The following is a 23110-nucleotide window of genomic DNA, read 5'->3' as shown; positions in this document are numbered from 1 at the left end:
TAAAAGAAAACCCCGCCTATAAATTTTAGGCGGGGTTTTCTTTTATAATAGATTTTTAGTCCTCTTTTGAGGAAGCTAAATTATTTGTATCATTTGTAATCCACATCTGTAATTCATCACAAGTAGCAAATTCGCTATTTATGTGTACAAATGTATTCTTGGTCTTCTTCTCGAACCACTCACTTAAGCTTCTCCTAGTTTTATCCTCTTGAGCTGCTTCTTGAATTTTTGCGAAGTCTTGTTCTAGACTAGCTTTATGTGGAGGGATGCGGGTTTTTAAATAAGTGAACTTATAGCCAGACTTTCCAGATCTAGGGTCTTGAAATTGATAAGGTTTAGAAACCTGTCCAGCTTCAAGCGAATCAATAGCGATAAAAACTTCTTTTTCTAATAAATCAACAGGAATTAAAGTTGATCTCGAAGAAGATTGTGGATTAATGACCATACCTCCATTAAACTTAGTTTCTTTGTTGTCTGAAAGCAATGTAGCGGCAGTACTGAAAGGTAATTTTCCAGATTGCACTTTATCATAGATTGAGTCAATTTTGCCTTTAACACGGTCTAAGCTGGCTTGTGTAGGTTTTGAAGTTACTAACACGTGTCTAACCTTTACTTCTTCACCACGACGTTCTAATACTTGTAAAAAGTGAAATCCATATTCCGTTTCGAAAACGGGAGATAACTCGCCTGGTTTTAATTTAAATGCCATTGCCGAGAATTCCTTTACATAATTTTCCCGAGGAGCGAAATCGTACTCTCCACCTTGATTTGCTGATCCAGGGTCTTCAGAATAAAAACGTGCAACTGTTCCAAAGTCAGTTCCATCCACGACTTGTTGACGGAATCCTTCGGCCTTAGTTCTAAAGACATTCTTTTCTTCTTTTGTTAATTCTGGATAGACTACAATTTCACCAATTTCAACTTCAGTATTGAATGCAGGTAAGCTATCTTGGTTCAATCCTTCGAAATATTTTTTTACTTCTTGGGGAGTTACAGTTACTTTACTAATAATGGTGTTTTGGAATTTTTCGGCTTTCATTTGTTCAGACAAGACAGGTCTCATTTCCTCTTTGTATTGTAACAATGAACGTTTCAAAAATCCTTCTAACCTTTCTTTACCTCCAGCTCGGCGTGTCATTTCGCGCATACGTGCGTTAAGTTGGTCATCAATTTCAGATTCTGAAACTTCAATAGAGTCTAATGCTGCTTGTTGAGAGAGCAATTTAGTCATTATGAGCTGTTGTAATGCGGTGCATTTAAAATCTTCCGTTGGTGTTCCGCCGTTGGCTAGGTATTGAGAGTATTGCATGTCAACGTCAGATTGCAGGATAATTCCTGAACCTACAGTTGCAACAACTCGATCAATTAATTTTTCTTGAGATTTAGCTTGGAATGTACAAGCTAATAAGATTATTATAAGTAAACTTGAAAAGTTTTTCATGCTGTCTATCGTCACTCTGATTCTAAAGTCCAATGGCAAAATTATTAAATATTATGCCTTTTTTCTACTTTTATATAGTAATAATTGAATTAATAACTAGCTTAAACTAAGTAATTCGGGCTAAAATACTTAAACAGCTGTAAACTTAACGCTATTTAACCATATTTAACAGATGATCACACGCATTATTTTTATTCTGATTCTTTCCATGAATGTCACATTTTTAGTAGGACAAACTAATAAAATTCCACTTTATGTAGGAACATATACTTCAGAAAATGGGAGCAAAGGCATATATGAATTTGAGTTTAACACAGAAACTGCTGATGCCATTTTAAAAAATGAGACTGAAACTCTAAGCCCATCATTTTTAGCTAAAAAAGATAAGTTTTTATTAGCTGTTAACGAATTGACTGATGGCAAGCAATCCATTTCATCATATACTATTACCAACAATGGATTGGAGTTTATTAATAAAATGGGCACAGATGGGTCTGCTCCCTGTCATGTGGTTATTGATGAAGATGGAAAATATGCTGTAGTATCAAACTACCTTGGTGGCGCTTTGAATTTATATGCGCTGGCTGAAAACGGTGAAATCCTATCAAAAGAAGATGTTAAGTTTTATCAGGATAAAAGTGTTGATAAGGATAGGCAACAAGCCTCTCATATACATTCGACCTTTATAGGTCTTGACAAGTTGTTGTATGTATCCGATTTGGGCGCTGATAAAATTTATGTTTTGGATGTTGTAAAGGATTTATCTGGCAAATTGAGGTTTAAAGAAATTACTACTTTAAAAGGTAGCCTTGGAGGAGGACCTAGACATATTGCTTTTAACAAAAAGGGTAATGTTTTATATTCACTTAAAGAATTAACAGGTGATATTGAGGTTTTCAAAAAAGAAGGAAATGATTGGAATTCGATCCAAACCATATCGATGAGGGAAGCTGATTTTAAAGGGAAAAGTGGTGCAGCAGATTTGAAGCTCTCATCAGATGGCAGATTTTTATATTCAACAGATAGGGTTGATGCAAACACGATTACTGTTTTTGAAGTTGCTAAAGATGCTAAGTTGAAGAAATTACAGGTAAGTGGTACGAAAGGTAAGGGTCCTCGGAATTTAAACTTTAGTCCTGACGAACGTTTTGTTTTGGTTGGAAATCAGCTGACAGATGAAATCGTGATATTTAATAGAAATAAGAAAACAGGATTACTAATAGATTCTGGGAAAAGGATCAAAGTTTCAAAGCCTGTTTGTATTTTGTTTTAATTAATCCGTTGCATCATCAGTATGGGCAATATTGTCTTCGGCATTTTTGTCTGCTTTCTTAGGGTCGCTTTCTAGGCAATGTGTTTCTTTATTATACATTCCTTTTAGTTCGTCAATAATTGTACCTTTCCAAAGAGGTATTCCTATGAAATATGCTGCCTTTCCTATCATATGAGCTGCAATTGGGGCAGTTAATAGAAGGAAAAAAATAATAGCGATGGATTTTGTTGTAACTGAAACATCGTCTGGAAACATAATTGCAGCACAAATTAATAATAGGCCAACGCCTAAGGTTGAAGCCTTCACGGTAACAGATAACCTTAAATAAAAATCAGGCATCCTCAATACACCTATTGATGCAAAAAGAATAGAAAGGGCCCCCACTGTGCTCAAAATTGCTAAAATTATATTAATCATCTTTCTGTTTTTCTATATAATATGAAAATGCAATTGTTCCTAAAAATGCAATCAGAGCTAGGATTATGGCAACATCTAATAATACTTCTTGCTCTTGACGAATACTATACACGGTAATAATACCAATACCAATGGTAATGATTAAGTCGAGAGCCATAACTCTATCAACTACAGATGGTCCTTTGAACAATCGGATAAACACCAATAAAACTGAGATAGTTAATATAGGTAGAATTACAAAATCAAAATAGGTTTCTAAACTCATCTTAGTATCTCCAATAATTTACGTTCAACCCCTGTTTTAAGTGTCTTTATAAATTGATCCTTATCCTTTAAATACATGACATGAATATAAATCGCTTTCTTATCATCACTAATATCGATGATTAGAGTTCCAGGTGTCAGTGAAATAAAAGTTGCCAAAATATTAATTTCAAAATCTGTTGTAGTGTTGACAGGATATCTGACGATTCCGGGTTTAAAAAAATATTTAGGTGTGATTACATCATAAGCAACCTGAACATTAGCTTTGATCAGTTCGTATAAAAAAAAGAAGAAAAAGTTGATAATCTTTGGAACCCTATAAAAATAACGTTGATCAGACTCATTTCTATTCATAATCCATAGAACTCCGAACCCTAAAAGATATCCGAAAATAAAATTAGAATAGAACAAGGAACCTGTTAGTGCCACCCAAATAAAGGATAGCAGAAGATTCATTAAAAAAAACTTAATCATTGTTCAAAAGCTTTATCGCCCAAAACGTTGCGGATGTAAGGGCTAGTGTCCAACAATTCGTTTGTAATCCGATCAACAACTATAATAATGTTTTCCGCATTGAATCCAATATACAAAGTAACAGAACAAAGTAATAAAATAGGTACAACTAATAATAACTTCTTAAACAAAGGAAGGTCTTTATATTTATCTTCGATTGCTACTCCTTCCGGGACGTCCTTCCAAAAAACATCTGCCCACATTTTTGCAATGACATACATAGTTACCAAACTTCCAATTATTAAAGCTGCAATAAAGAAATACTGCTTATCTACAAATGCTTCCTGAAATAAATATATTTTAGGCCAAAACCCGGACAGTGGAGGAATACCTACCAATGAGAATAGCACCAAAGCAATCATTAAGGATATTAAAGGATAGTTCTTATATAAGCCGCCTAATTTCTGCATATCCATAGTACCACTAACCATACGAATAAAGCCTGCAATCAAGAACATATTTGTTTTTACCATAATATCATGGATTAAATAGAATACAGTACCCATTAATGCTAATTTGGTAAACATAGCGATACCTCCAAGCATAAACCCAATATGGCAGACGATTAGGTATGAAAACATTCTACGGATGTTTGTTTTTATTAACGCCCCAAAAGCTCCGGTTATAACCGTTAGAACAGCAAGAACCATAAATAAGGTTCGTGTAAAATCATCTGGGATAAAAATTAGGCTAAAAACCCTTAGAATAGCGTAGATTCCTAATTTTGTCAATAATCCTCCAAAAGTTGCGGCAACAGCTGAAGGTGGTGTATGATATGAAGATGGTAACCAATAATAAAGTGGAAAGACAGCTGATTTAATTCCAAAACCCAGAATAAAGAAAATAGACGTAATACCGACTAGTGCTTTATTGTCGAAATTCCTAATTTTTATTGCTAAATCAGCCATATTTAATGATCCAGTAATCCCGTAAAGAATTCCAATTCCTGTAAGGAAGAAAGTAGAGGCTAAAATATTCATCGCCATATACTTCACCGCTCCTTCTAATTGAGCTTTTCTTCCTCCAAGCGTCATTAGGACAAATGAAGAGATAATAACAACTTCAAACCAAACATATAGATTAAAGATATCACCTGTTAGAAAGGCACCATTTAATCCCATCAGGAGGAAATGGAAAATTGGAAAATATCCATAAAGCATCCGTTGTCTGCTCAATCCTACCGAGGAGAAGATAGAAACTGCAAAACCTGCAATTGAGGTTAAGAGAACCATGGTTGAACTGAGTAGATCTGCTACAAATACAATCCCAAAAGGCGCTTCCCAATTGGAGGCATTCATATGTAGGGATCCTTCAGTATAGACTTTCGCAAATAATCGAATGGCAATTAGTAATCCAATAAATGTTCCACCCACACTTAGGAATCTTTGAGAAACCGTTTTTCTCCATGCTATCAATTGAATTATAGCAGTGAATAGATGGATAAAAACAGGGGCTAAAATGTGATTGTCAATCATATATCTTCTTCTTCCGGGGTGTTTAAATCATCCAAATCATCGCTATCTACTAAAGCATATACTCGCTTTAACAATACGATTGCAAAGGCTGTCAAAGCGAAGCTGATTACAATAGCAGTTAAGATTAATGCCTGAGGAATAGGATCTGCATAAATATCTTGAAAAACATTATGGTTGGAATCTATAACTGGAGGTTTACCTTTTGTAATTGATCCCAATAAGAAGATGAGGATATTGGTTCCATTACCTAATAACATAATCCCAAGTAAAAGCTTAACCATGCTTCTACGGAGGATTAGATAAACTCCAGCAGCATATAGTAATCCTAGAACAAGTACTAATAATAATTCCATGGATTAATCTTTTGTTAAGGATATGGTGAACAATATGGTTAAAACAACCCCGATAACAACTAGATAGACTCCTAAATCAAAAAATAAGGCAGAACCAATCATTCCAATTACTGGTACTTTTTCTTCCCACCATAATCCAGTCATAGGTGGGAGACCAAAAAATGTTGGTAGAACTACACTTACTGCTGATATTCCCAAGCCAACAGGGATTAAGGATAATGGCTTTCTTTTCAAAATTTTCATAGTAGCTTCAGTTCCATTTGCAAAACTATGCAGGACGAAGGCGATAGATGCAACTAATCCCCCTACAAATCCCCCTCCAGGATAATAATGTCCCCTAAGCAATAGAAAGAATGAAAATAAAAGTAGGATAGGTAATAGATACCTTGTCGCTGTCTGTAAAATAATACTTCGCATACCTTATTCCTTTTCCGATGATTTTAATCTCAATTTTAATAAACTATATACTCCTAATGCAGCTATTCCTAAAACAACAGTCTCAAACATAGTGTCAATCCCTCGAAAGTCTGCTAAAATTAGATTAACTACATTTTTTCCTTTAGCTAATATATATGCGTTTTCACCATAGAAATCGCTTGTTTCTGTTTTAATAGGTTCATAAAGAACTTTAAGTGCTATGATAGAAAGAATCGCACCAAATCCTAACGCTACGATACTATCACGATATCTCTCACGTGCAGATGCTAAGTTTAAGAAACTTGGTAATTTATATAATACTAATACGAATAAAACTGTACTCAAGGTGTCTATGGTAAATTGAGTCATGGCTAAGTCGGGAGCACTGTAAAATACATACATCAAACAGATACAATAGCCAATTACACTCATTGCAACGACAGAAGTTAATCTTGATGGGGTTGAAACTACAATTAGCAATGCCCCCAATAGGATAATGACGACGGCCACTTCATAGATCGTTAAAGGAGTTAAATTGTCAAAGACAATCTTTATAGGTCCACTTTGCCATAATTTGTATATCAATAATCCTTCTGCGAACAGAATAATCTTCATATGGTAGGATCTTAAATAGCCATTATGAAAGAAATTTGTAAACCGTTCTGAAAATTTTACAATATCATTTGCATAGCCTGTAAAAATCTGTTGCGGTGATATCTTTTCGAATTTTTCAATAAAGCCAACTTTCTCGGCAGATGGTTTATTAATAAAATATAAAAATGTTCCTGCAGCTAAGGTTACAAGGCTCAGGATTAATACAGTATTGAAACCATGCCAGATTGCCAAATGCATTTCAGTATCCCCTGCATAAATGCTGTTGGCGGTTTGGTAGCTTAAGTAATTGCCTATAAATCCTGGAAATAGTCCGAAAATTAAGCCTAATCCACCCAATATCAGTGGAGGTATCCACATCGATTTATAAGGTAAGTGTAGTTTTTCAAATTCCTGAGGTAATGAGCCAATAAATGGTTTGAATCCGGCCATAAAGCCTGCAGCAACTAAACATATGTTGGTGGCGACAGCAATAACAGTCAAAATTAATATCCAGTGGCTCTCCACATGTAGAGTAGCTTCATAAATTAAGTCCTTACCAATAAAGCCAAAAGTAGAGGGAAGGCCAGCGCTGCTTAAGGCTGCTAATCCTGCTGCCAATGCAACTGGACCTAACACCTTTTTTAATCCTGATAATCTGGTAATATCTCTTGTTCCAGTTTCATGATCGACAATACCTGTCACTAAAAACAGAGTCGCTTTATATAGGGCATGAACCAAAATAAAAACGCTTGCTGCAATAACAGCTTGTTTAGTACCAATACCCAGTAAAAACACTAACATACCTAATGCAGAAATGGTAGTAAAAGCCAGAATAGATTTCAGGTCAATTCGAAATAAGGAATGTATTGCTGAATATAACATTGTAAATCCTCCAATGCCCATCAATGTATAGGTCCATAAGTCTGTTCCACTTAAAACGGGAAAGAATCTTGCCAAGAGGTAGATACCTGCTTTAACCATTGTCGCGGAATGAAGATAGGCTGAAACTGGGGTTGGGGCCTTCATTGCACCAGGCAACCAAAAATGAAAAGGGAATTGGGCCGATTTAGTAAATGCTCCTAAGAATATTAATCCTAATATCAGGGGATACTGTGGATGATTTAAGATGACATCTCTGTATTCTATTAATTCTGAAATTTTAAATGTACCAGCAACATTACCTATCAATATCAGCCCTGCTAAAAGGAAGAAACCACCCATACCAGTTATAGTTAAAGCCGTCATGGCACTCTTTCTAGATGCTTCTTGATCATTATTGAAACCAATGAGAAAAAATGAGCTGATACTTGTTAACTCCCAGAATATAAAAAGTAATAAAATGTTGTCTGAAAGCACCAAACCGAGCATGGCAGACATAAATAAATATAGATAGCCAAAAAATCGGTCAAAATATGGATGTCCTTTCAAATATGTGCGTGCATAAAAGAAGATTCCAGTTCCAATACCAGTAATTAATAGGCAAAAAAGTAGGGATAAACCATCTAATTTCAGATTAAAATTTACACCTAAGGATGGAACCCAATTTATTTCTTGAAAATAAGTCAACCCCGAAGCCACCTTAGGAATATATCCTAGGTAATAAATAAATAAAACGGTGGGTACAAATGGTAATAAAATACTCCAAGATGATTTAAAACGTTTGCCAAATGGTATAAGCAAAATCGAAGAAATCAAGCCTAAAAGTATGGTAAATAACATGGGCGCTTACATATATAATTAAGGGATTGCGTTAAAAATAATAAAAAACAGGCATTTTTCTTTAATATTTTTAAGATTAAGCCTGAAAAAAAATAGATTAAATTCCCTTTTCTTCTTAGATTTAAATAATCAACAAATTAAACATTATGACATCTAAACCTATTCAATTTCTTATCCTCATTATCGGGTTACTGTTTATTTCTCCAAAAACATTCAGTCAACAAGGATATGTAAAGCCAAAATTGTCAGATAATAACTCCTGGACCTTAATTCTAATCCCCGACCCTCAAACTTATGTTAAATACGATAGAAATGTTGGAATTCTGAACTTAATGACTTCTTGGGTAAGAGAAAATGTTGACTCTTTAAACACTCAATTTGTACTCTGTACAGGTGACCTCGTAGAACAAAATGACTTATTAAATCCGAATGGAGCAGCATCCAATCAAAACAGTAAACAACAATGGACTAATACGAGTGAAGCGTTCAGAAAATTAGATAATAGTGTTCCTTATGTTTTAGGGACAGGGAATCATGATTATGGACATGTCAGTGCAGAATATCGCTCAACGCAATATGATAAATATTTCTCTCCAGAACAAAATGGATTAAATGCAAAAGCTTTACGCGAAGTTGGACCTTCCTTAAATGGTAATTCCTCTACGGTGAATGCGCTATATGAATTCAGAACACCACATTCAAAAAATTTATTGGTTTTAGTCCTGGAGTTTGCTCCGAGAAATGAAGTTATTGATTGGGCAAAGAAAACTTTAGACCAATCTAAATATGAAAATCACGATGTAATCCTGCTAACACATACATACTTAGATAAAAATAGCAACCACATTAAAACTGAAGGCTACAAGATCCAAGATGCCAATTACGGGGCGGCAGTATTTGAAAAATTAGTTAAACCATCAAAAAATATTCGGATGGTTTTTTCAGGACATATTGGAGAACCTGATAAGTTTGAAGGTCACCTAGGTTTCAGACAAGATAAGAATGCAGCAGGAAAAACGGTTACTCAAATGACTTTTAATGCTCAAGCCATGGGAGGTGGATGGTTTGGAAATGGTGGAGATGGCTGGTTAAGATATTTAGAGTTTATGCCTGATGGTAAGACAGTAAAAGTTAAAACATTCTCTCCATTATTTGCTATATCACCAGCTACACAAAATCTTGCTTATAAAAGAGAGGAAAATCAAGAATTTGAATTCAGTTTGGATTAACCGTAACAAAGGAGGTCGAATAATATTAATTCGACCTCTTAATATTAATTAGAAATTCTACTTTTTAACCTTTCATCTCTTTTGAACCTTCAATGATTGATTCTACGACAGTTGGATCTTGTAAAGTTGAAGTATCACCTAAATTGTTCAATTCCCCTTCAGCAATTTTTCGAAGTATTCTTCTCATGATCTTTCCGGACCTTGTTTTAGGTAAATCGGAAACAAACTGGATAATATCTGGCTTTGCAATAGCCCCAATAATACGGGTTACAGTTTGTAAGATATCTTGTCTTGTTTTTTCTGCGTCAATATGATGATTAGCAATAACGTAAGCATATATACCTTGACCTTTAACAGGATGAGGATAACCTACAATAGCTGATTCAACAACATCGGAATGCATATTAATTGCATTTTCCACTTCTGCAGTTCCAATTCGGTGTCCGGAAACATTCAATACATCATCTACACGTCCTGTAATCCTGTAATAACCTTCGGGACTTCTGTAGCAACCATCACCTGTGAAATACATATTTTCATAGGTTGAGAAGTAAGTCTGTCGACAACGTTCATGGTCGCCCCAAGTAGTACGCAGCATTCCTGGCCAAGGGAATTTAATACATAGATTTCCTGATACATCATTTCCTTGTATTTCTTCGCCATTTTCATCCATTAAACAAGGTTGAACCCCAGGTAATGGGAGCATGGCATATCCTGGAACTTCCGGTGTTATACCAGCAATAGGGGTAATTAAATGACCACCATTTTCGGTCTGCCACCAAGTGTCAACAATTGGACATTGGCCACGACCGATTTTGTCATGATACCAATTCCAAGCTTCTTCATTGATTGGTTCACCAACTGTTCCTAAAACACGTAAAGAGGAAAGGTTCTTACCTTCAAGGAAGTCATCTCCAAATGCCATCAAGGAACGGATCGCAGTAGGTGCTGTGTAAAGAATGTTTACATTGTACTTATCAACAATATCCCAAAAACGTCCCGCATCCGGATACGTTGGAATTCCTTCAAACATTAAAGAAGTTGCTCCTTGTGATAATGGACCATAAATAATATAACTATGACCAGTAATCCATCCAATGTCAGCTGTACAGAAATAAACTTCTCCAGGTTTGTATTGGAATGTATTTGCAAATGTATAGCCAGTATATACCATATAACCAGCGGTGGTATGGACAACACCTTTAGGTTTTCCGGTTGATCCTGAAGTATATAAAATAAATAAAGTATCCTCGGCATCCATTTCTTCTGCAGGGCATGCTGGGTTACCTTGTGTTTCTACTTTCTTAATTTCATCTTCCCACCAAACATCACGACCTTTGATCATCGAAACAGGAGTGCGTGAACGGGTAAGTACAATTACTTTTTCAACGGTATCACATTGCATTAATGCATCATCCACAATTGATTTAAGTTCCAAGACTTTCTGACCTCGGAAACCTCCATCTGCTGTAATAACTAATTTACACTCTGCATCATTGATTCGGTCAGCAATCGATCTAGCTGAAAATCCGCCAAATACAACATTGTGAATTGCTCCAATTCTTGCACAAGCTAATACTGCAATAACCAATTCGGGAACCATCGGTAAATAAATACATACACGGTCGCCCTTGCGGACATTATTGTTCTTTAATACATTGGCAAATTGTTCTACTTTCTGTAATAATTGTTTGTACGTTAGAATTCTGTGAGCCTCATTTGGATCATTTGGTTCCCAAATGATCGCAGGCTGATCTCCTAATTTATAAATATGACGGTCTAAACAATTTTCAGTAATATTTAGTTTGGCGCCTTCAAACCATTTTATGTCTGGGTCCTTGAAGTTCCACTTCAATACATTGTTCCATTTCCTTTTCCAAAAGAAATTGTCTGCAACTTCACTCCAAAATGCTTCGGGTTCTTCTACACTCTTTTTGTAAGCTTCTTGATACTCATCAAAAGATTTAAGTTGAAAATTCATTTTTTATAAAAAAATTATAGGTCTACATTATCTTTACATCAGGAAATTATTTAATTCGGTCAATTACTTATTGACAGCGGAAAAAACAAAGACCTGTTTAGCTAATTTAATTTTTTTTCGACTGAAATGCTAATTTTTGTGTCCTAGGAACAAATATTGAGTCTAAATGTTAGCGATATATGACAGAATTTTTTAAAAGGATTTATTATTTTATGGTACACAGCAACCTGCTGATTTCATTAGCAGCAGCAGCCCAATGTGCCCTAACTTATTATATCCTGAAATCTCCTATTAACTACGAAATTCTTTGGATTGAGGGGGCAACTACTCTTCTTTTATATAATTTGAGCTTATACTTATCAATGCCCAAAGACCCTAGCAAATCTCCATTCCAAAGAACGAGATGGGTTAGTAGAAATATGTCTTTATTCTGGGGGTTAAGTTTTTTGGCTGTTGTAATAACTGTTTGGACACTTTTTCATGTCCATTATTTAACACTTTTCTTTTTGGGAATTATTGGAGTAGTCAGTTTGGCTTATGCTGTACCTATAATAAAAGTAAAAGGTAAATGGATGGGAATGCGTCAAGTTCCAGGACTCAAGGTTTTTTATATAGCAATTGTATGGTCACTGAGTAGCGTAGGACTGCCAGTGATAGAATTGTATGCAAATGGAGCGACCATAGATTGGTATTCGGCTAACTACCTCGGAATAGTTAAAATCGTGTTTTTAGTGTTATGCACACTTCCATTTGATATCAGGGATTTTGAACAGGATAACTTGTATAACCTAAAGACGGTACCTACTTTATTAGGTAAGGATCGAGCAATTAAACTTTCCTATGCCATTGGTTTTTTTCATCTCATACTAATTGCTCTGTCTCCAAATCCTAATAATGTTAAAATAGCATTATTACTGACGACAGTGCTTATATTATTCCTGTTTAGAATAATAATATTCAATAAAGGAAAACATTATCACCATGTTTACCTTCTAGATTTAGCTTTAATCATTCAATGGCTATTAGTATGGTTATTTGTTAAGGTATGAAATTATCTTATCAGCTAAAACTTCTGATAGCTTATAATAGCTTTCAAATGTCCAGCCGGCCACATGTGGACTTAACAAAACGTTCTCTCGTCTAACCAAATCTGAATACCAGTCCTGTTCAGCTAATAATGGAAAATTTTCTACAGGTAAAACATCAAATGCTGCAGCAATTATTTTTCCTTCGTCTAATTTTTTTAGAACAGCTGGAACTTTCACTATTCCACCTCGTGCTCCAAGTAGAAAAAAAATAGGTTTTCTGAAGTGAAATAAATATTCGTCATCTATCATTCCCTTGGTCTCTCTAGTTAAAGGGATATGAAAACTTAAGATATCAGCTTGCTTAACAACCTCTTCCATGGATACTTCTGAAGCATATTGGTCAGAGAAACCAGTTTTATATTTGTCATAGGCAATGACCTTGACATCAAAACCTGACAATTTTTTTGCCATTGCTTGACCATTATGGCCATATCCAATTAAAGCAACAGTTCTCCCCTTTAATTCGTAACCACGGTTTTCTTCTCTTCTCCAAAAGCCATTTCTGATCTCCTTGTCACCTTTGTTTAAATTATTCATTAAACTTAGTAGCATCCCAATCATATGTTCCCCAACAGCATCCCTGTTTCCCTCATTTGCTGGAATAAGATGAATCCCTTTGCTTGATGCATAATTTTCATCGATATTATCCATTCCTGCTCCAGCCCTTCCAATCAATCTTAAATTTGGGTTGATATCAATAAAGTTCTGGTCTACTTGAAACTTCGATCTAATAATTAATCCTTCGTGCCTTAAAATAAGTTTTTCTGCTTCTTCTCTGTTAGCATCTGGCTTGTAAGTATAAGAAATACCTGCTTTATTTAATTTTTCAAGTAAAATCTCATGGATGTCGTCGACTATTAATAAGTTCATATCTTATTTCATAAAGTCCTGCTCAAATAGCTTATTCAGTGCTCTTTGATTCATTTTTGCAGGCATAATTTTCATTAGTTTATTTCTTATGGCAATAAATGCCCTGTTTTCCCATTGTGCTATTTCCCCAATTAACTTTGATGTATCCGTTATATATTTAGTCCTTTGAATTCTTCTTTTCTCAAAAGATTTAAAGGCAGAAATAACATTCTTCTGGTTTATCAACTCATTCATCAGTACTGCTACATCCTCTATCGCTTGACAAGCACCTTGACCCATATTTGGAGTACAGGCATGTGCAGCATCTCCTATGAGAAGAATATTGTGAAAAGAAAAATGTTTTAACGGCTTAATATCAATAATGTCACTCCAAATTAGTTGATCATCAGTTGTAAAGGATAAAACTTCTTGTATTGGACGGTGATAGGTAGAAAATTGTTTTTGTAAATCTCTTATATTATAATTTTTGAAAACTGGGTTTTTCTGAGGGCCGTTAATACAGGCGTACCAATAAATTCTATCATTTATTAGTGGAGTAAGGCCAAACCTACCCTTATTGCCCCAGGTTTCTGTTCCTTTCTTTAGTTTCAAGTCCGTGTTATCTATAGTTGCCCTCCAGCAACTATACCCTGAATATCTAGGTTTTGAATCAGGTATCAACTGTTGACGTATTGGTGATTTTACCCCGTCAGCAACTATTAAAAATTTAGTTCTGTGAGAAGTCCCATCTTCAAATAGTACATCCACAAATTCTTCTTTTTGATCGACTTTTAAAGCCTTTTTACCTAAGGTAAGTTGAGTTTGATCTATTTTTGAAAGGAGATATAGGTGTAAGTCCGCTCTATGGATGGCAAAGTTTTTTTGATCATATTTTTCTGAAAGTACATGAGTGTTCGGATTTACTAATATTTTTCCTTTTTCATCAAGAATAGCAAATGAATCAATATAATAACCTAAGCATTCAATCTCATCTTTCAAACCAATATGCTCCAGAGCTTGCATGGCATTAGCAGCCAATCCAAAACCTGCTCCAATTCCCTTAAGTTCTTTAACTTGTTCAAACAAATGAAAATCACGACCTATTTTTTTAAGTGCAATTGCAGCCGTTAATCCAGCAACGCCACCTCCAATTATCGTAAATTCACTCTGTGTTTGCATTTTAGAGGTTTTTTGAAATTTCGTTCGTTAATATTTCAAAATCTTGAACAGATAGTCGCTCCGCTCTCAATTCATATAAGGGGTTATCACTCATCCTGTCTTTCGGAACAACTGCTGATAATGCATTTCTCAACGTTTTTCTTCGTTGGTTAAATCCAGCCTTTACTACTCTCCAAAATAATTTTTCATCACAATCTAATGTTTCTCGATTATTTCTAACCATTCTCATAACACCAGAAAGTACTTTTGGAGGAGGGTTGAATGCACCAGCCTTTACAGTAAAGAGGTAGGAAACATCATAATAAGCCTGTAAAAAAACACTTAAAATCCCATATTCTTTGTTTCCTGGTTTAGCAACACATCTTTCTGCTACTTCTTTTTGAAACATACCAACCATCTCAATTACTCGATTTCGTTCTTCTAAAACTTTAAAAAGTATCTGTGATGAAATGTTATAAGGGAAATTTCCGATAACCGCCATTTTATCTTCAAAATATGCGTTGAAATCTAGGTTCAAAAAGTCTCCATGAATCAATCTCTTCCCTAAATTCGGATATTTCTCCCCTAAGTATTCAATAGACTCATCATCTACATCAATCAAAAATGTCTCATAATTAGTGTTCTGTAATAAAAAGTCAGACAAAACTCCCATTCCAGGGCCGACCTCCAGAACTTGTTTGAATCCAAGTGAAGGAGTTAAAGCCTCTACAATTCGTTGTGCCGCATTTTTATCGTTAAGAAAATGCTGACCTAAATGTTTTTTCGCGCGTACTGAACCCATAGGATGTATTTGTCACAAAGATAGTGTTTTTAGTATTGAAGGAATTCAATTTAATCCCCTATAATTAAAGCTAAATAGCAATTCCAAGATAATGTTTGCGTTTTTTTGCTATTTTTGACTATATCAAAAAGCACGGACGATGAGTGAAAAATTAAAAATTGGCATTTCAGTAGGTGATATCAATGGGATTGGTTTAGAGGTTATTATCAAGTCTCTAATGGATAATCGAGTCCTTGATTTTTTCACACCCATAGTTTATGGCAATACTAAAGTTGCTTCTTTTCATCGTAAAGCTATTGGTGTCAATGATTTCAGTTTCAATGTTGTAAATTCTGCGGATCAGGCAAACCCTAAAAGACCAAATATGATCAATTGTTGGCAAGAGGATGTCAAACTATCACTTGGAGAACAAAATGAAATTGGAGGGAAATATGCACTTCTTTCGCTTCAAAAAGCAACGGAAGACTTAAAAGCTGGTCTAATTGATGCATTAGTAACTGCACCAATTAACAAACATAATATCCAACAAGAAGGATTCAACTTTCCTGGACATACAGAATATCTGCAAAATGCATTTGATTCGAAGGATGTGCTGATGTTTATGGTAAGTGATGGATTGAGAGTTGGAGTGGTTACTGGTCACATTCCCGTAAAAGATGTTGCAAATTCTATTTCTGAAGAAGGTATTCTCCATAAATTGAGAATGATGAATGATAGTCTTAAGAAAGATTTTTGGATTCAAAAACCTAAAATTGCTGTTTTGGGATTAAATCCTCATGCAGGTGATGATGGTTTGATTGGTACAGAAGATCAGGATATTATTAAGCCTGCAATTGAGAAAGCAAATGCTGAAGATATTTTTTGCTTTGGTCCTTATCCTGCAGATGGATTTTTTGCAGCTGATGCCTATACAAAATTTGATGCCGTACTTGCAATGTACCATGACCAAGGACTGATTCCATTTAAACATATTGCTAACAGGAACGGGATTAATTTTACCGCTGGTTTGCCTATTGTTAGAACTTCTCCCGACCACGGCACAGGATATGATATTGCAGGGAAAAATCTTGCTTCACATGCATCTTTTTTAGAAGCTATTTTCGAAGCCGTACATATAGTTAATAGACGTAGAGAACAAGAGGTATTAACAGAAAATCCTTTAGCATTTCGAAGATTGTCGAAAGACCGCGATTAAGCGTCTTGCTGATTTTAGTTTACCTTCCAACTTATGTTCTCTATAAATTTCATTACTTTTGCACTTTGTTGCTATGAGTGAGAATTTAAGTCATCCCATTTTTCCGATTATTAAAGAATTAGCAAGCCAAGAGGCGGTATCATGCTACGTTATTGGCGGCTATGTGCGAGATAGAATAATGGGCCGTCCTCTTAAGGATGATATAGATATCCTTGTTATTGGAAGCGGAATTGATTTTGCTAATAAATTAGGTGAAAAACTAAAAACTAAAGTTGCCGTATATAAATCTTTTGGTACTGCAATGTTAGTTTACGAGGGTTTGCAAATAGAATTTGTAGGTGCTCGAAAAGAGTCATATCGAAAAGATTCCCGAAAACCAATCGTAGAGGATGGAACTCTTGAAGATGACCAAAACAGAAGGGATTTTACGATCAATGCATTGGCATATTCACTGAATGAAGAAAGTTATGCCGAATTGGTGGACCCTTTTAATGGGAAAAATGACATTGAAAATAGACTTATCCGCACACCCTTAGATCCTGATATCACCTTCTCAGATGACCCTTTACGTATGATGCGAGCTATTCGTTTCGCTACCCAGCTTAACTTCAGAATAGATTCCCAAGCATTAAATGCAATTAGCGAGAATGTAGAAAGGATACAGATCATCTCCAAGGAAAGAATAACTGATGAACTTAATAAAATTATCCTTTCAGAAAAGCCTTCAATTGGTTTTAAATACCTTTTTGATACTGGATTGTTGGAAAGGATATTTCCAGCGATGTATCAGTTACATGGTGTAGAATATGTTGATGGTAAAGGCCATAAGGATAATTTTTACCATACTTTGGAGGTGTTGGATAATGTCGCAGAAATGTCACCTGATTTATGGTTGAGATGGGCAGCTATTATGCATGATATAGCTAAACCTGCTACAAAACGTTTTGATAAGAAAATAGGCTGGACTTTTCATGGGCACGAAGACCGAGGGGCCAAAATGGTTCCTAAATTGTTCGCAGAATTAAAACTACCGCAAAATGAAAAAATGAAGTTTGTTCAAAAACTTGTATTGCTTCATTTAAGGCCAATTGTTTTAGCAAAAGATATCGTTACTGATTCTGCAGTTAGAAGGTTGTTGTTTGAGGCAGCTGACGATATAGATGATCTCATGACGCTATGCCACGCAGATGTAACGACTAAAAATGAATATAAGAAAAAGAAATATAGGGAAAATTTTGACCTTGTAAAGCAAAAATTAAAAGATGTTGAGGAAAGAGACCATTTAAGAAAGTGGCAACCTCCTATAGATGGAGATGACATCATGAAAACTTTTGGTATTGGTCCTGGTAGACATGTTGGAATTATTAAAAATGCTATCCGTGAAGCAATTTTAGAAGGCGATATTCCAAACTCCCGTCAAGAAGCCCTTTCCTTTATGTTAGAGAAAGGTAAAACTCTTGGATTAACACAAATTTGAATAAATTGATTTTTTAAAAATTTATGTAATTTTAAAGGTTGAAACACAGCTTATCCGTATTAATAGATTAAATTATCATGGCGATATACAGATTTAGAGTAACTTTTGAGGACTACGAAGATATTTACAGAGAAATTGATATGCCCTCAAAAAGTACTTTCTTTGATTTACACGTGCAGATTCAAAAAACCACGGGTTATGATCTTGAACGTTCTTCTTCTTTTTATGTGAGTAATGATCAATGGAAAAAGGGAATTGAGATTGCTTACCTGCCAAATGAAAGAAAGAAAGCAGCGGGAGTATTGAAAGTGGAAGAGATCCGTTTGAGCAAGTTCATTGATGATCCGCATCAGAAATTTTACTACACCTATAACTTTGACCGTCCTTATGACTTTCATGTAGAATTGATTAAAATTCTTAAAGAAGAAGAGGGCAAAGTGTATCCATTATTATATAAGAAAATAGGCGAAGCACCAAAGAATTTAACAGCTGCAAATTTTCCATTGGGATCTGAGGAAGATGACGATGATGAATTTGTATCAGAAGATGTTGAAGAGTATGGCGTGGATGAAGAAGATGATTATGATATGTTTGATGATGAAGAAGGTGAGGAATCAGAAGGTTCTGATTCAAAAAAATCAAATGACGAAGATTATTAAAATTTAAAAATATAATTTGAAAATAGATGGTAGACTATTCTATCATCTATTTTTTTTCTATAGTATTTTGTAACTCAATGGCTAAATCTAAAACCTTAATTGTTGTAGTTGGTCCTACAGCGGTAGGAAAGACTGCATTGTCAATCAAGTTGGCTCAGCATTTTAAAACCGCAATAATTTCTGCAGATTCAAGGCAGTTTTATAAAGAAATGAATATTGGAACTGCTAAACCATCTTCACTAGAATTAAGTCAAGCCCCTCATTATTTTATTAGTTCTCACTCCATTTCTGAAGAATACAGTGCTGGAGATTTTGAAAGAGAAGCTCTAACCACTTTATCAGACCTTTTTAAAAAGAACGAGGTCGTTATTGCTGTTGGTGGCTCAGGTCTTTTTGTTAAAGCCTTAACAGATGGTTTAGATGACCTTCCAAAAGCCTCCGATGAAATCAGGCATTCCCTCAACCTTCAATTTAAAAATGAAGGACTAGAGCCTTTAAAAAAGCAATTAGAAAAAATTGATCCTGAGTATTATGCAAAAGCGGATGTTGAAAATCCTCAACGTGTAATACGGGCAATTGAAGTATATGAAGCTTCAGGAAATCCCATTTCATTTTATTTGAAAAATGAAAAATCAGAAAGAAGTTTTCGAGTAATAACAATTGGTCTGAATACGGATCGTCAGGTTCTTTATGATAAAATTAATTTGAGAGTGGACCTTATGATGAAACAAGGTCTTTTGAATGAGGTTCAATCATTACAGCAATTTAGAGACAAACCCGCCTTGTTAACTGTTGGCTATGCCGAGTTGTTCGATTTTTTAGATGATAAAATATCACTTCCAGATGCAGTGTCCCAAATCAAACAGAATTCTAGACGATATGCCAAAAGGCAGATTACATGGTTTAAAAAATATGGCAACACTGTCTGGTTTGAACCAAAAGAAGAAGAGAAAATTATACAATACCTTGAGTATACCTTGAAATAGAAAATAGCCCAGAGATGGGCTATTTTTTTAATAGTGTATACGTACTAATAGTTAGATGGATTAGTCTTTTCTAAATATCGATTTTAACCTATATCAATATGTTCTCCAAAGTTATTGCATATTATGTACCCTGAAAATACCTGTTTTCGGGTAATTGTTTATTAGAATAGTTACGAAAACCATTTCGTTAATAACGCAATCGATTGATATTATTTTAAGATTTTGAAATAATTATATTCGGTAAATATAAACCGGATTAAAGAATATACTTTTTATAAATAATTGTTTGATATGAAAATATTTAAGCTGTTCACCTCAGTCTTTTTTCTGATTCTTTGGACGAGCTCTTTGCATGCCCAATGGACTGGGCCAAAAGTAAAACCCAAAGAAAAGAAAGAAATAAGATATGGCTCACTAACTCCTAAAAACAGGAGTGATACTGATATGGCGGCATTTCGAAATTATGGCTTAGGACAATTTATCCATTGGGGATTATATGCAATTCCAGGGAATGAGTGGGAGGGGGTAAGTGCAAGAAATGGGGCCGCTGCTTCTGAGTGGATCAGAACTTGGGGTGGGCAAACTGCGCCTAAAAACTGGAAAGATATTTATGATAACTTATATAAAAAGTTCAACCCTCAAACATTCGATGCTAAAGCCTGGGCACAACAAGCAAAATATATGGGGGCAAAATATATGATCTTTACAACCAAACATCATGATGGCTTTGCCCTCTGGCCAACAAAATTTTCAAATTATAATATTACCAAATCTCCCTATAAAAAAGACATTGTAAAAGAAGTGGTGGATGCATATACTGAAGAAGGTATTGATGTTTATCTCTACTTTTCAGTTCTAGAATGGAATAATTCAGATTATTTTTCAGTTGAGCCAAAAACTGAAGCTGAAAAAAAGAAATATGAAAAGTTTCTATCCTATACCAAAAATCAATTACTTGAACTATTGGAAAACTATCCGAAAATAAAAGGTTTTTGGTTTGATGGTACCTGGGATCAATCTTGGGTTAAGGCATATGATTTTACCTATAATTTAGAAAAAGAGTTGCGTGAAAAACATCCAGGATTAATTATTGGCTCTCGATTTAGAAATGATGAGTTCGGAAAGAGACACTTTGATAGCAATGGTGATATTCTTGGGGATTATGAACAAGGTTGGGAAAGGAAATTACCTCAAGCATTTGAATGGCTTGATGGCAATGATTGGGACGCAGTGATGACTATTCCTCCAAATGGTTGGGGATATATGAAAGATTGGACAGGACTTTATACCAAAACAACCGATGACCTTTTAGATATGTTAATGCATACAGTTTCTATGAATGGTAATTTTGTCCTGAATTTTGGCCCTGATGGAAATGGATTAATGCATCCAGAAGAGGATATAATTGCGAAAGAGGTAGGAGATTGGATGAAGGTAAATTCTGAAGCTGTCTATGGGGTTCGACATGTAGACTTGCCTAAATCTAATTATGGCTATTACACTAAAAAAGATCAAAATTTATATCTAACTGTGTTCAATAGGCCTATTAATAATATCATCAGATTGGCGATACCTAAAAATTCTAATGAAGTACCTGTTACTGCTTCTATATTAGGTGGATATGAATCAGAGTTAGTTGTTAAACATTCTGATATTGGATTAGATTTGGATAAGAATACTTATTATGATATCCTTCTCCCTAAGGAATTTTCTCCAGAGAGGGCATTTGTTATTAAAATGAAGATGGGTATGCCAATTTCAAAATCAGATAAATTAATGGATGCTAAAATGTAAGGTAAATATAAAACCAATAAGTCTGTAATTAAAAAAAAGAGGGGATATGTTTTGCATATCCCCTCTTTTATATTTTTATAATAGATTAAACTATAAAATTCCAACCAAATTGGTCTTCAATCTTACCATATCTTAAATCGTTTAAATATGCCAAGACTTTATTTGAAAATTCACGACCTTCTACTGGAGGTAATGAATAGTCTTGACCATCGAAGCCAATTCTATCGATATGTGTGATGGTAGCTGCCGTTCCAGCTGCAAATGCCTCTGAAACTTCACCAGACTTAATTCCATCAATAAGTTCTTGAACCGATACTTTTCTTTGCTCTGCTTTATATCCCCATTTCTCAGCAAGCTCCATTATTGTACGTCTGGTTACACCATGCAAGATCGTATCTCCATGAGGAGTAATTATCTTGTCACCGATACGGAAAATTAAATTTGCTGTACCTGCTTCTTCTATATACTTATGCTCTTTGGCATCAGTCCACATTATTTGGTCATAACCTTCATTATTAGCTAATTGAGTAGGATATAAGGATAATGCATAATTACCTGCATTCTTAGAAAATCCGACACCGCCTTCAGCAGCACGTGTATAATGAGTTTCTACCTTTAAGCTAATTGGTTTACTGTAATATGCACCTACTGGGCAAGTAATAATAATAAATTGATAAGATTTTGAAGGGTGCACGCCAAGAGCAGCTTCTGTTCCAAACATAAATGGACGAATGTAAAGAGCTGTACCCTCTTTAGATGGAATCCAATTACGGTCTACATCCAAAAGTTTTTTCAAACCATCCATAAAGATCTCCTCTGGAACTTCCGGCATCTCTAACCTTGAAGCTGATTTATTGAATCTTTCCCAGTTTTTGTCTGGACGAAAGATACTTATTGTCCCGTCTTCAAATTTATATCCTTTGATTCCTTCAAAAATTGCTTGACCATAATGAAGTGCCGACATGGAAGGACTTACACTCAGGTTCCCATAAGGAACAATCTTGACATTTTCCCACTGTCCGTTGTCATAATTTGCGACCAACATATGGTCAGACATAATTTGACCAAATTTTAAGTTGTCAAAGTCTACTTGCGAAATTCTTGATTGTTGCGTAGGCTCAACTTGAATACTGATATTATCTATGGCACTCATATCAAAAAGAATGTTTATTGCTGTGCAATTTAGGTAAAAATATTAAAAGCTTAAATTAAAACTCTCTTAAAATATATCCCATACCCTTTAAAACTCTCTAATTGATGTACGGAATTCAATTATTAAAATCAAAAAAATTAAATTGTATGTTTTCCTATCCATATTGGTGTATAGTTTGCTATACTCGATAAGGAACTAAGTCAATTGATTTAGTGTTAAGACGGCTATTTAGTTAACGGTACAATATTTGGAACAGGGCATATGCTTTTTAAC

The 23110-nt window shown here is 34.9% G+C and carries 21 protein-coding genes; 8 read left to right on the top strand and 13 right to left on the bottom strand.

The genetic code is table 11. The features are described 5' to 3' along the window. Nucleotides 1-55: 55 nt before the first annotated feature. Nucleotides 56-1474, bottom strand: a complete 1419-nt coding sequence (locus E0Y80_RS04825; RefSeq protein WP_317163517.1) for a peptidylprolyl isomerase — start codon at nt 1472-1474, stop codon at nt 56-58. Between the two features lie 139 nt (nt 1475-1613). Here E0Y80_RS04825 and E0Y80_RS04820 point away from each other — a divergent pair, with 139 nt between their 5' ends. Beyond that, entirely contained in the window at nt 1614-2714 is a 1101-nt protein-coding gene (locus E0Y80_RS04820) for a lactonase family protein (protein ID WP_156306268.1), read from the top strand. On the opposite strand, the gene mnhG is transcribed toward E0Y80_RS04820, so the two are convergent. Genes mnhG through E0Y80_RS04785 form a run of 7 tightly spaced genes read right to left on the bottom strand, consistent with a single transcriptional unit; the run spans nt 2715 to nt 8466 of the window. Further along, complete coding sequence (gene mnhG / locus E0Y80_RS04815; protein WP_156306267.1) at nt 2715-3131, bottom strand: monovalent cation/H(+) antiporter subunit G; 417 nt, start codon at nt 3129-3131, stop codon at nt 2715-2717. Next, entirely contained in the window at nt 3124-3396 is a 273-nt protein-coding gene (locus tag E0Y80_RS04810) for a monovalent cation/H+ antiporter complex subunit F (protein WP_099372782.1), read from the bottom strand. The genes mnhG and E0Y80_RS04810 overlap by 8 nt, the downstream gene beginning before the upstream one ends. Further along, nucleotides 3393-3869 (bottom strand): Na+/H+ antiporter subunit E, encoded by a 477-nt coding sequence (locus E0Y80_RS04805; RefSeq protein ID WP_156306266.1) that lies wholly within the window; start codon nt 3867-3869, stop codon nt 3393-3395. The genes E0Y80_RS04810 and E0Y80_RS04805 overlap by 4 nt, the downstream gene beginning before the upstream one ends. Beyond that, entirely contained in the window at nt 3866-5383 is a 1518-nt protein-coding gene (locus E0Y80_RS04800) for a proton-conducting transporter transmembrane domain-containing protein (RefSeq protein ID WP_156306265.1), read from the bottom strand. The genes E0Y80_RS04805 and E0Y80_RS04800 overlap by 4 nt, the downstream gene beginning before the upstream one ends. Then, entirely contained in the window at nt 5380-5736 is a 357-nt protein-coding gene (locus tag E0Y80_RS04795) for a Na+/H+ antiporter subunit C (protein WP_156306264.1), read from the bottom strand. Before E0Y80_RS04795 ends, E0Y80_RS04800 begins: the two co-directional genes overlap by 4 nt. A gap of 3 nt (nt 5737-5739) precedes the next feature. After that, nucleotides 5740-6153: a Na+/H+ antiporter subunit B gene (locus E0Y80_RS04790; RefSeq protein ID WP_156306263.1), complete on the bottom strand. Its 414-nt coding sequence runs from the start codon at nt 6151-6153 to the stop codon at nt 5740-5742. 3 nt (nt 6154-6156) lie between these two features. Then, on the bottom strand, nt 6157-8466 hold the full coding sequence (locus E0Y80_RS04785; RefSeq protein WP_156306262.1) for a putative monovalent cation/H+ antiporter subunit A: 2310 nt from the start codon (nt 8464-8466) through the stop codon (nt 6157-6159). 146 nt (nt 8467-8612) lie between these two features. Between E0Y80_RS04785 and E0Y80_RS04780 the strand changes: the two genes are divergently transcribed. Then, entirely contained in the window at nt 8613-9695 is a 1083-nt protein-coding gene (locus tag E0Y80_RS04780) for a metallophosphoesterase (protein WP_156306261.1), read from the top strand. A gap of 64 nt (nt 9696-9759) precedes the next feature. Here E0Y80_RS04780 and acs read toward each other — a convergent pair whose 3' ends face one another. Further along, a complete protein-coding gene (acs, locus tag E0Y80_RS04775; RefSeq protein ID WP_156306260.1) occupies nt 9760-11676 on the bottom strand; it encodes an acetate--CoA ligase in 1917 nt (638 codons plus the stop codon). Between the two features lie 179 nt (nt 11677-11855). Here acs and E0Y80_RS04770 point away from each other — a divergent pair, with 179 nt between their 5' ends. Continuing rightward, nucleotides 11856-12725, top strand: coding sequence for a UbiA prenyltransferase family protein (locus E0Y80_RS04770; protein ID WP_156306259.1), 870 nt, complete (start codon nt 11856-11858; stop codon nt 12723-12725). Here E0Y80_RS04770 and E0Y80_RS04765 read toward each other — a convergent pair. The 3 genes from E0Y80_RS04765 to rsmA are packed head-to-tail and all read right to left on the bottom strand — an operon-like array spanning nt 12708 to nt 15573. Continuing rightward, nucleotides 12708-13634 (bottom strand): NAD(P)-dependent oxidoreductase, encoded by a 927-nt coding sequence (locus tag E0Y80_RS04765; protein ID WP_156306258.1) that lies wholly within the window; start codon nt 13632-13634, stop codon nt 12708-12710. The genes E0Y80_RS04770 and E0Y80_RS04765 overlap by 18 nt on opposite strands. 3 nt (nt 13635-13637) lie before the next feature. Beyond that, on the bottom strand, nt 13638-14792 hold the full coding sequence (locus tag E0Y80_RS04760; protein WP_156306257.1) for an FAD-dependent monooxygenase: 1155 nt from the start codon (nt 14790-14792) through the stop codon (nt 13638-13640). A gap of 1 nt (nt 14793) precedes the next feature. Further along, the gene (gene rsmA / locus E0Y80_RS04755) at nt 14794-15573 is read right to left on the bottom strand and encodes a 16S rRNA (adenine(1518)-N(6)/adenine(1519)-N(6))-dimethyltransferase RsmA (RefSeq protein ID WP_156306256.1); all 780 of its coding nucleotides are present in this window, start codon (nt 15571-15573) and stop codon (nt 14794-14796) included. A 139-nt stretch (nt 15574-15712) separates the two neighbouring features. Here rsmA and pdxA point away from each other — a divergent pair, with 139 nt between their 5' ends. The 5 genes from pdxA (at nt 15713) to E0Y80_RS04730 (ending at nt 21684) form a co-directional block, all read left to right on the top strand. Beyond that, a complete protein-coding gene (gene pdxA, locus E0Y80_RS04750) occupies nt 15713-16768 on the top strand; it encodes a 4-hydroxythreonine-4-phosphate dehydrogenase PdxA (protein ID WP_156306255.1) in 1056 nt (351 codons plus the stop codon). Nucleotides 16769-16841: 73 nt separating this feature from the next. Then, nucleotides 16842-18245, top strand: coding sequence for a CCA tRNA nucleotidyltransferase (locus E0Y80_RS04745; protein WP_156306254.1), 1404 nt, complete (start codon nt 16842-16844; stop codon nt 18243-18245). 77 nt (nt 18246-18322) lie between these two features. Then, on the top strand, nt 18323-18904 hold the full coding sequence (locus E0Y80_RS04740) for an IS1096 element passenger TnpR family protein (RefSeq protein ID WP_156306253.1): 582 nt from the start codon (nt 18323-18325) through the stop codon (nt 18902-18904). A gap of 77 nt (nt 18905-18981) precedes the next feature. Further along, nucleotides 18982-19890, top strand: a complete 909-nt coding sequence (gene miaA / locus E0Y80_RS04735) for a tRNA (adenosine(37)-N6)-dimethylallyltransferase MiaA (RefSeq protein WP_156306252.1) — start codon at nt 18982-18984, stop codon at nt 19888-19890. A 291-nt stretch (nt 19891-20181) separates the two neighbouring features. Then, entirely contained in the window at nt 20182-21684 is a 1503-nt protein-coding gene (locus tag E0Y80_RS04730; RefSeq protein WP_156306251.1) for an alpha-L-fucosidase, read from the top strand. 85 nt (nt 21685-21769) lie between these two features. Here the strand turns inward: E0Y80_RS04730 and E0Y80_RS04725 are convergent, their stop codons facing one another. Next, nucleotides 21770-22837, bottom strand: coding sequence for a branched-chain amino acid aminotransferase (locus E0Y80_RS04725; protein WP_156306250.1), 1068 nt, complete (start codon nt 22835-22837; stop codon nt 21770-21772). Nucleotides 22838-23110 lie beyond the last annotated feature (273 nt).

This window comes from Sphingobacterium endophyticum, assembly GCF_009733535.1.
In the GTDB taxonomy this organism is placed as follows: domain Bacteria; phylum Bacteroidota; class Bacteroidia; order Sphingobacteriales; family Sphingobacteriaceae; genus Sphingobacterium; species Sphingobacterium endophyticum.
Note: the sequence above shows the minus strand (reverse complement) of the source record. Positions and strands in the feature narration are given on the sequence as shown.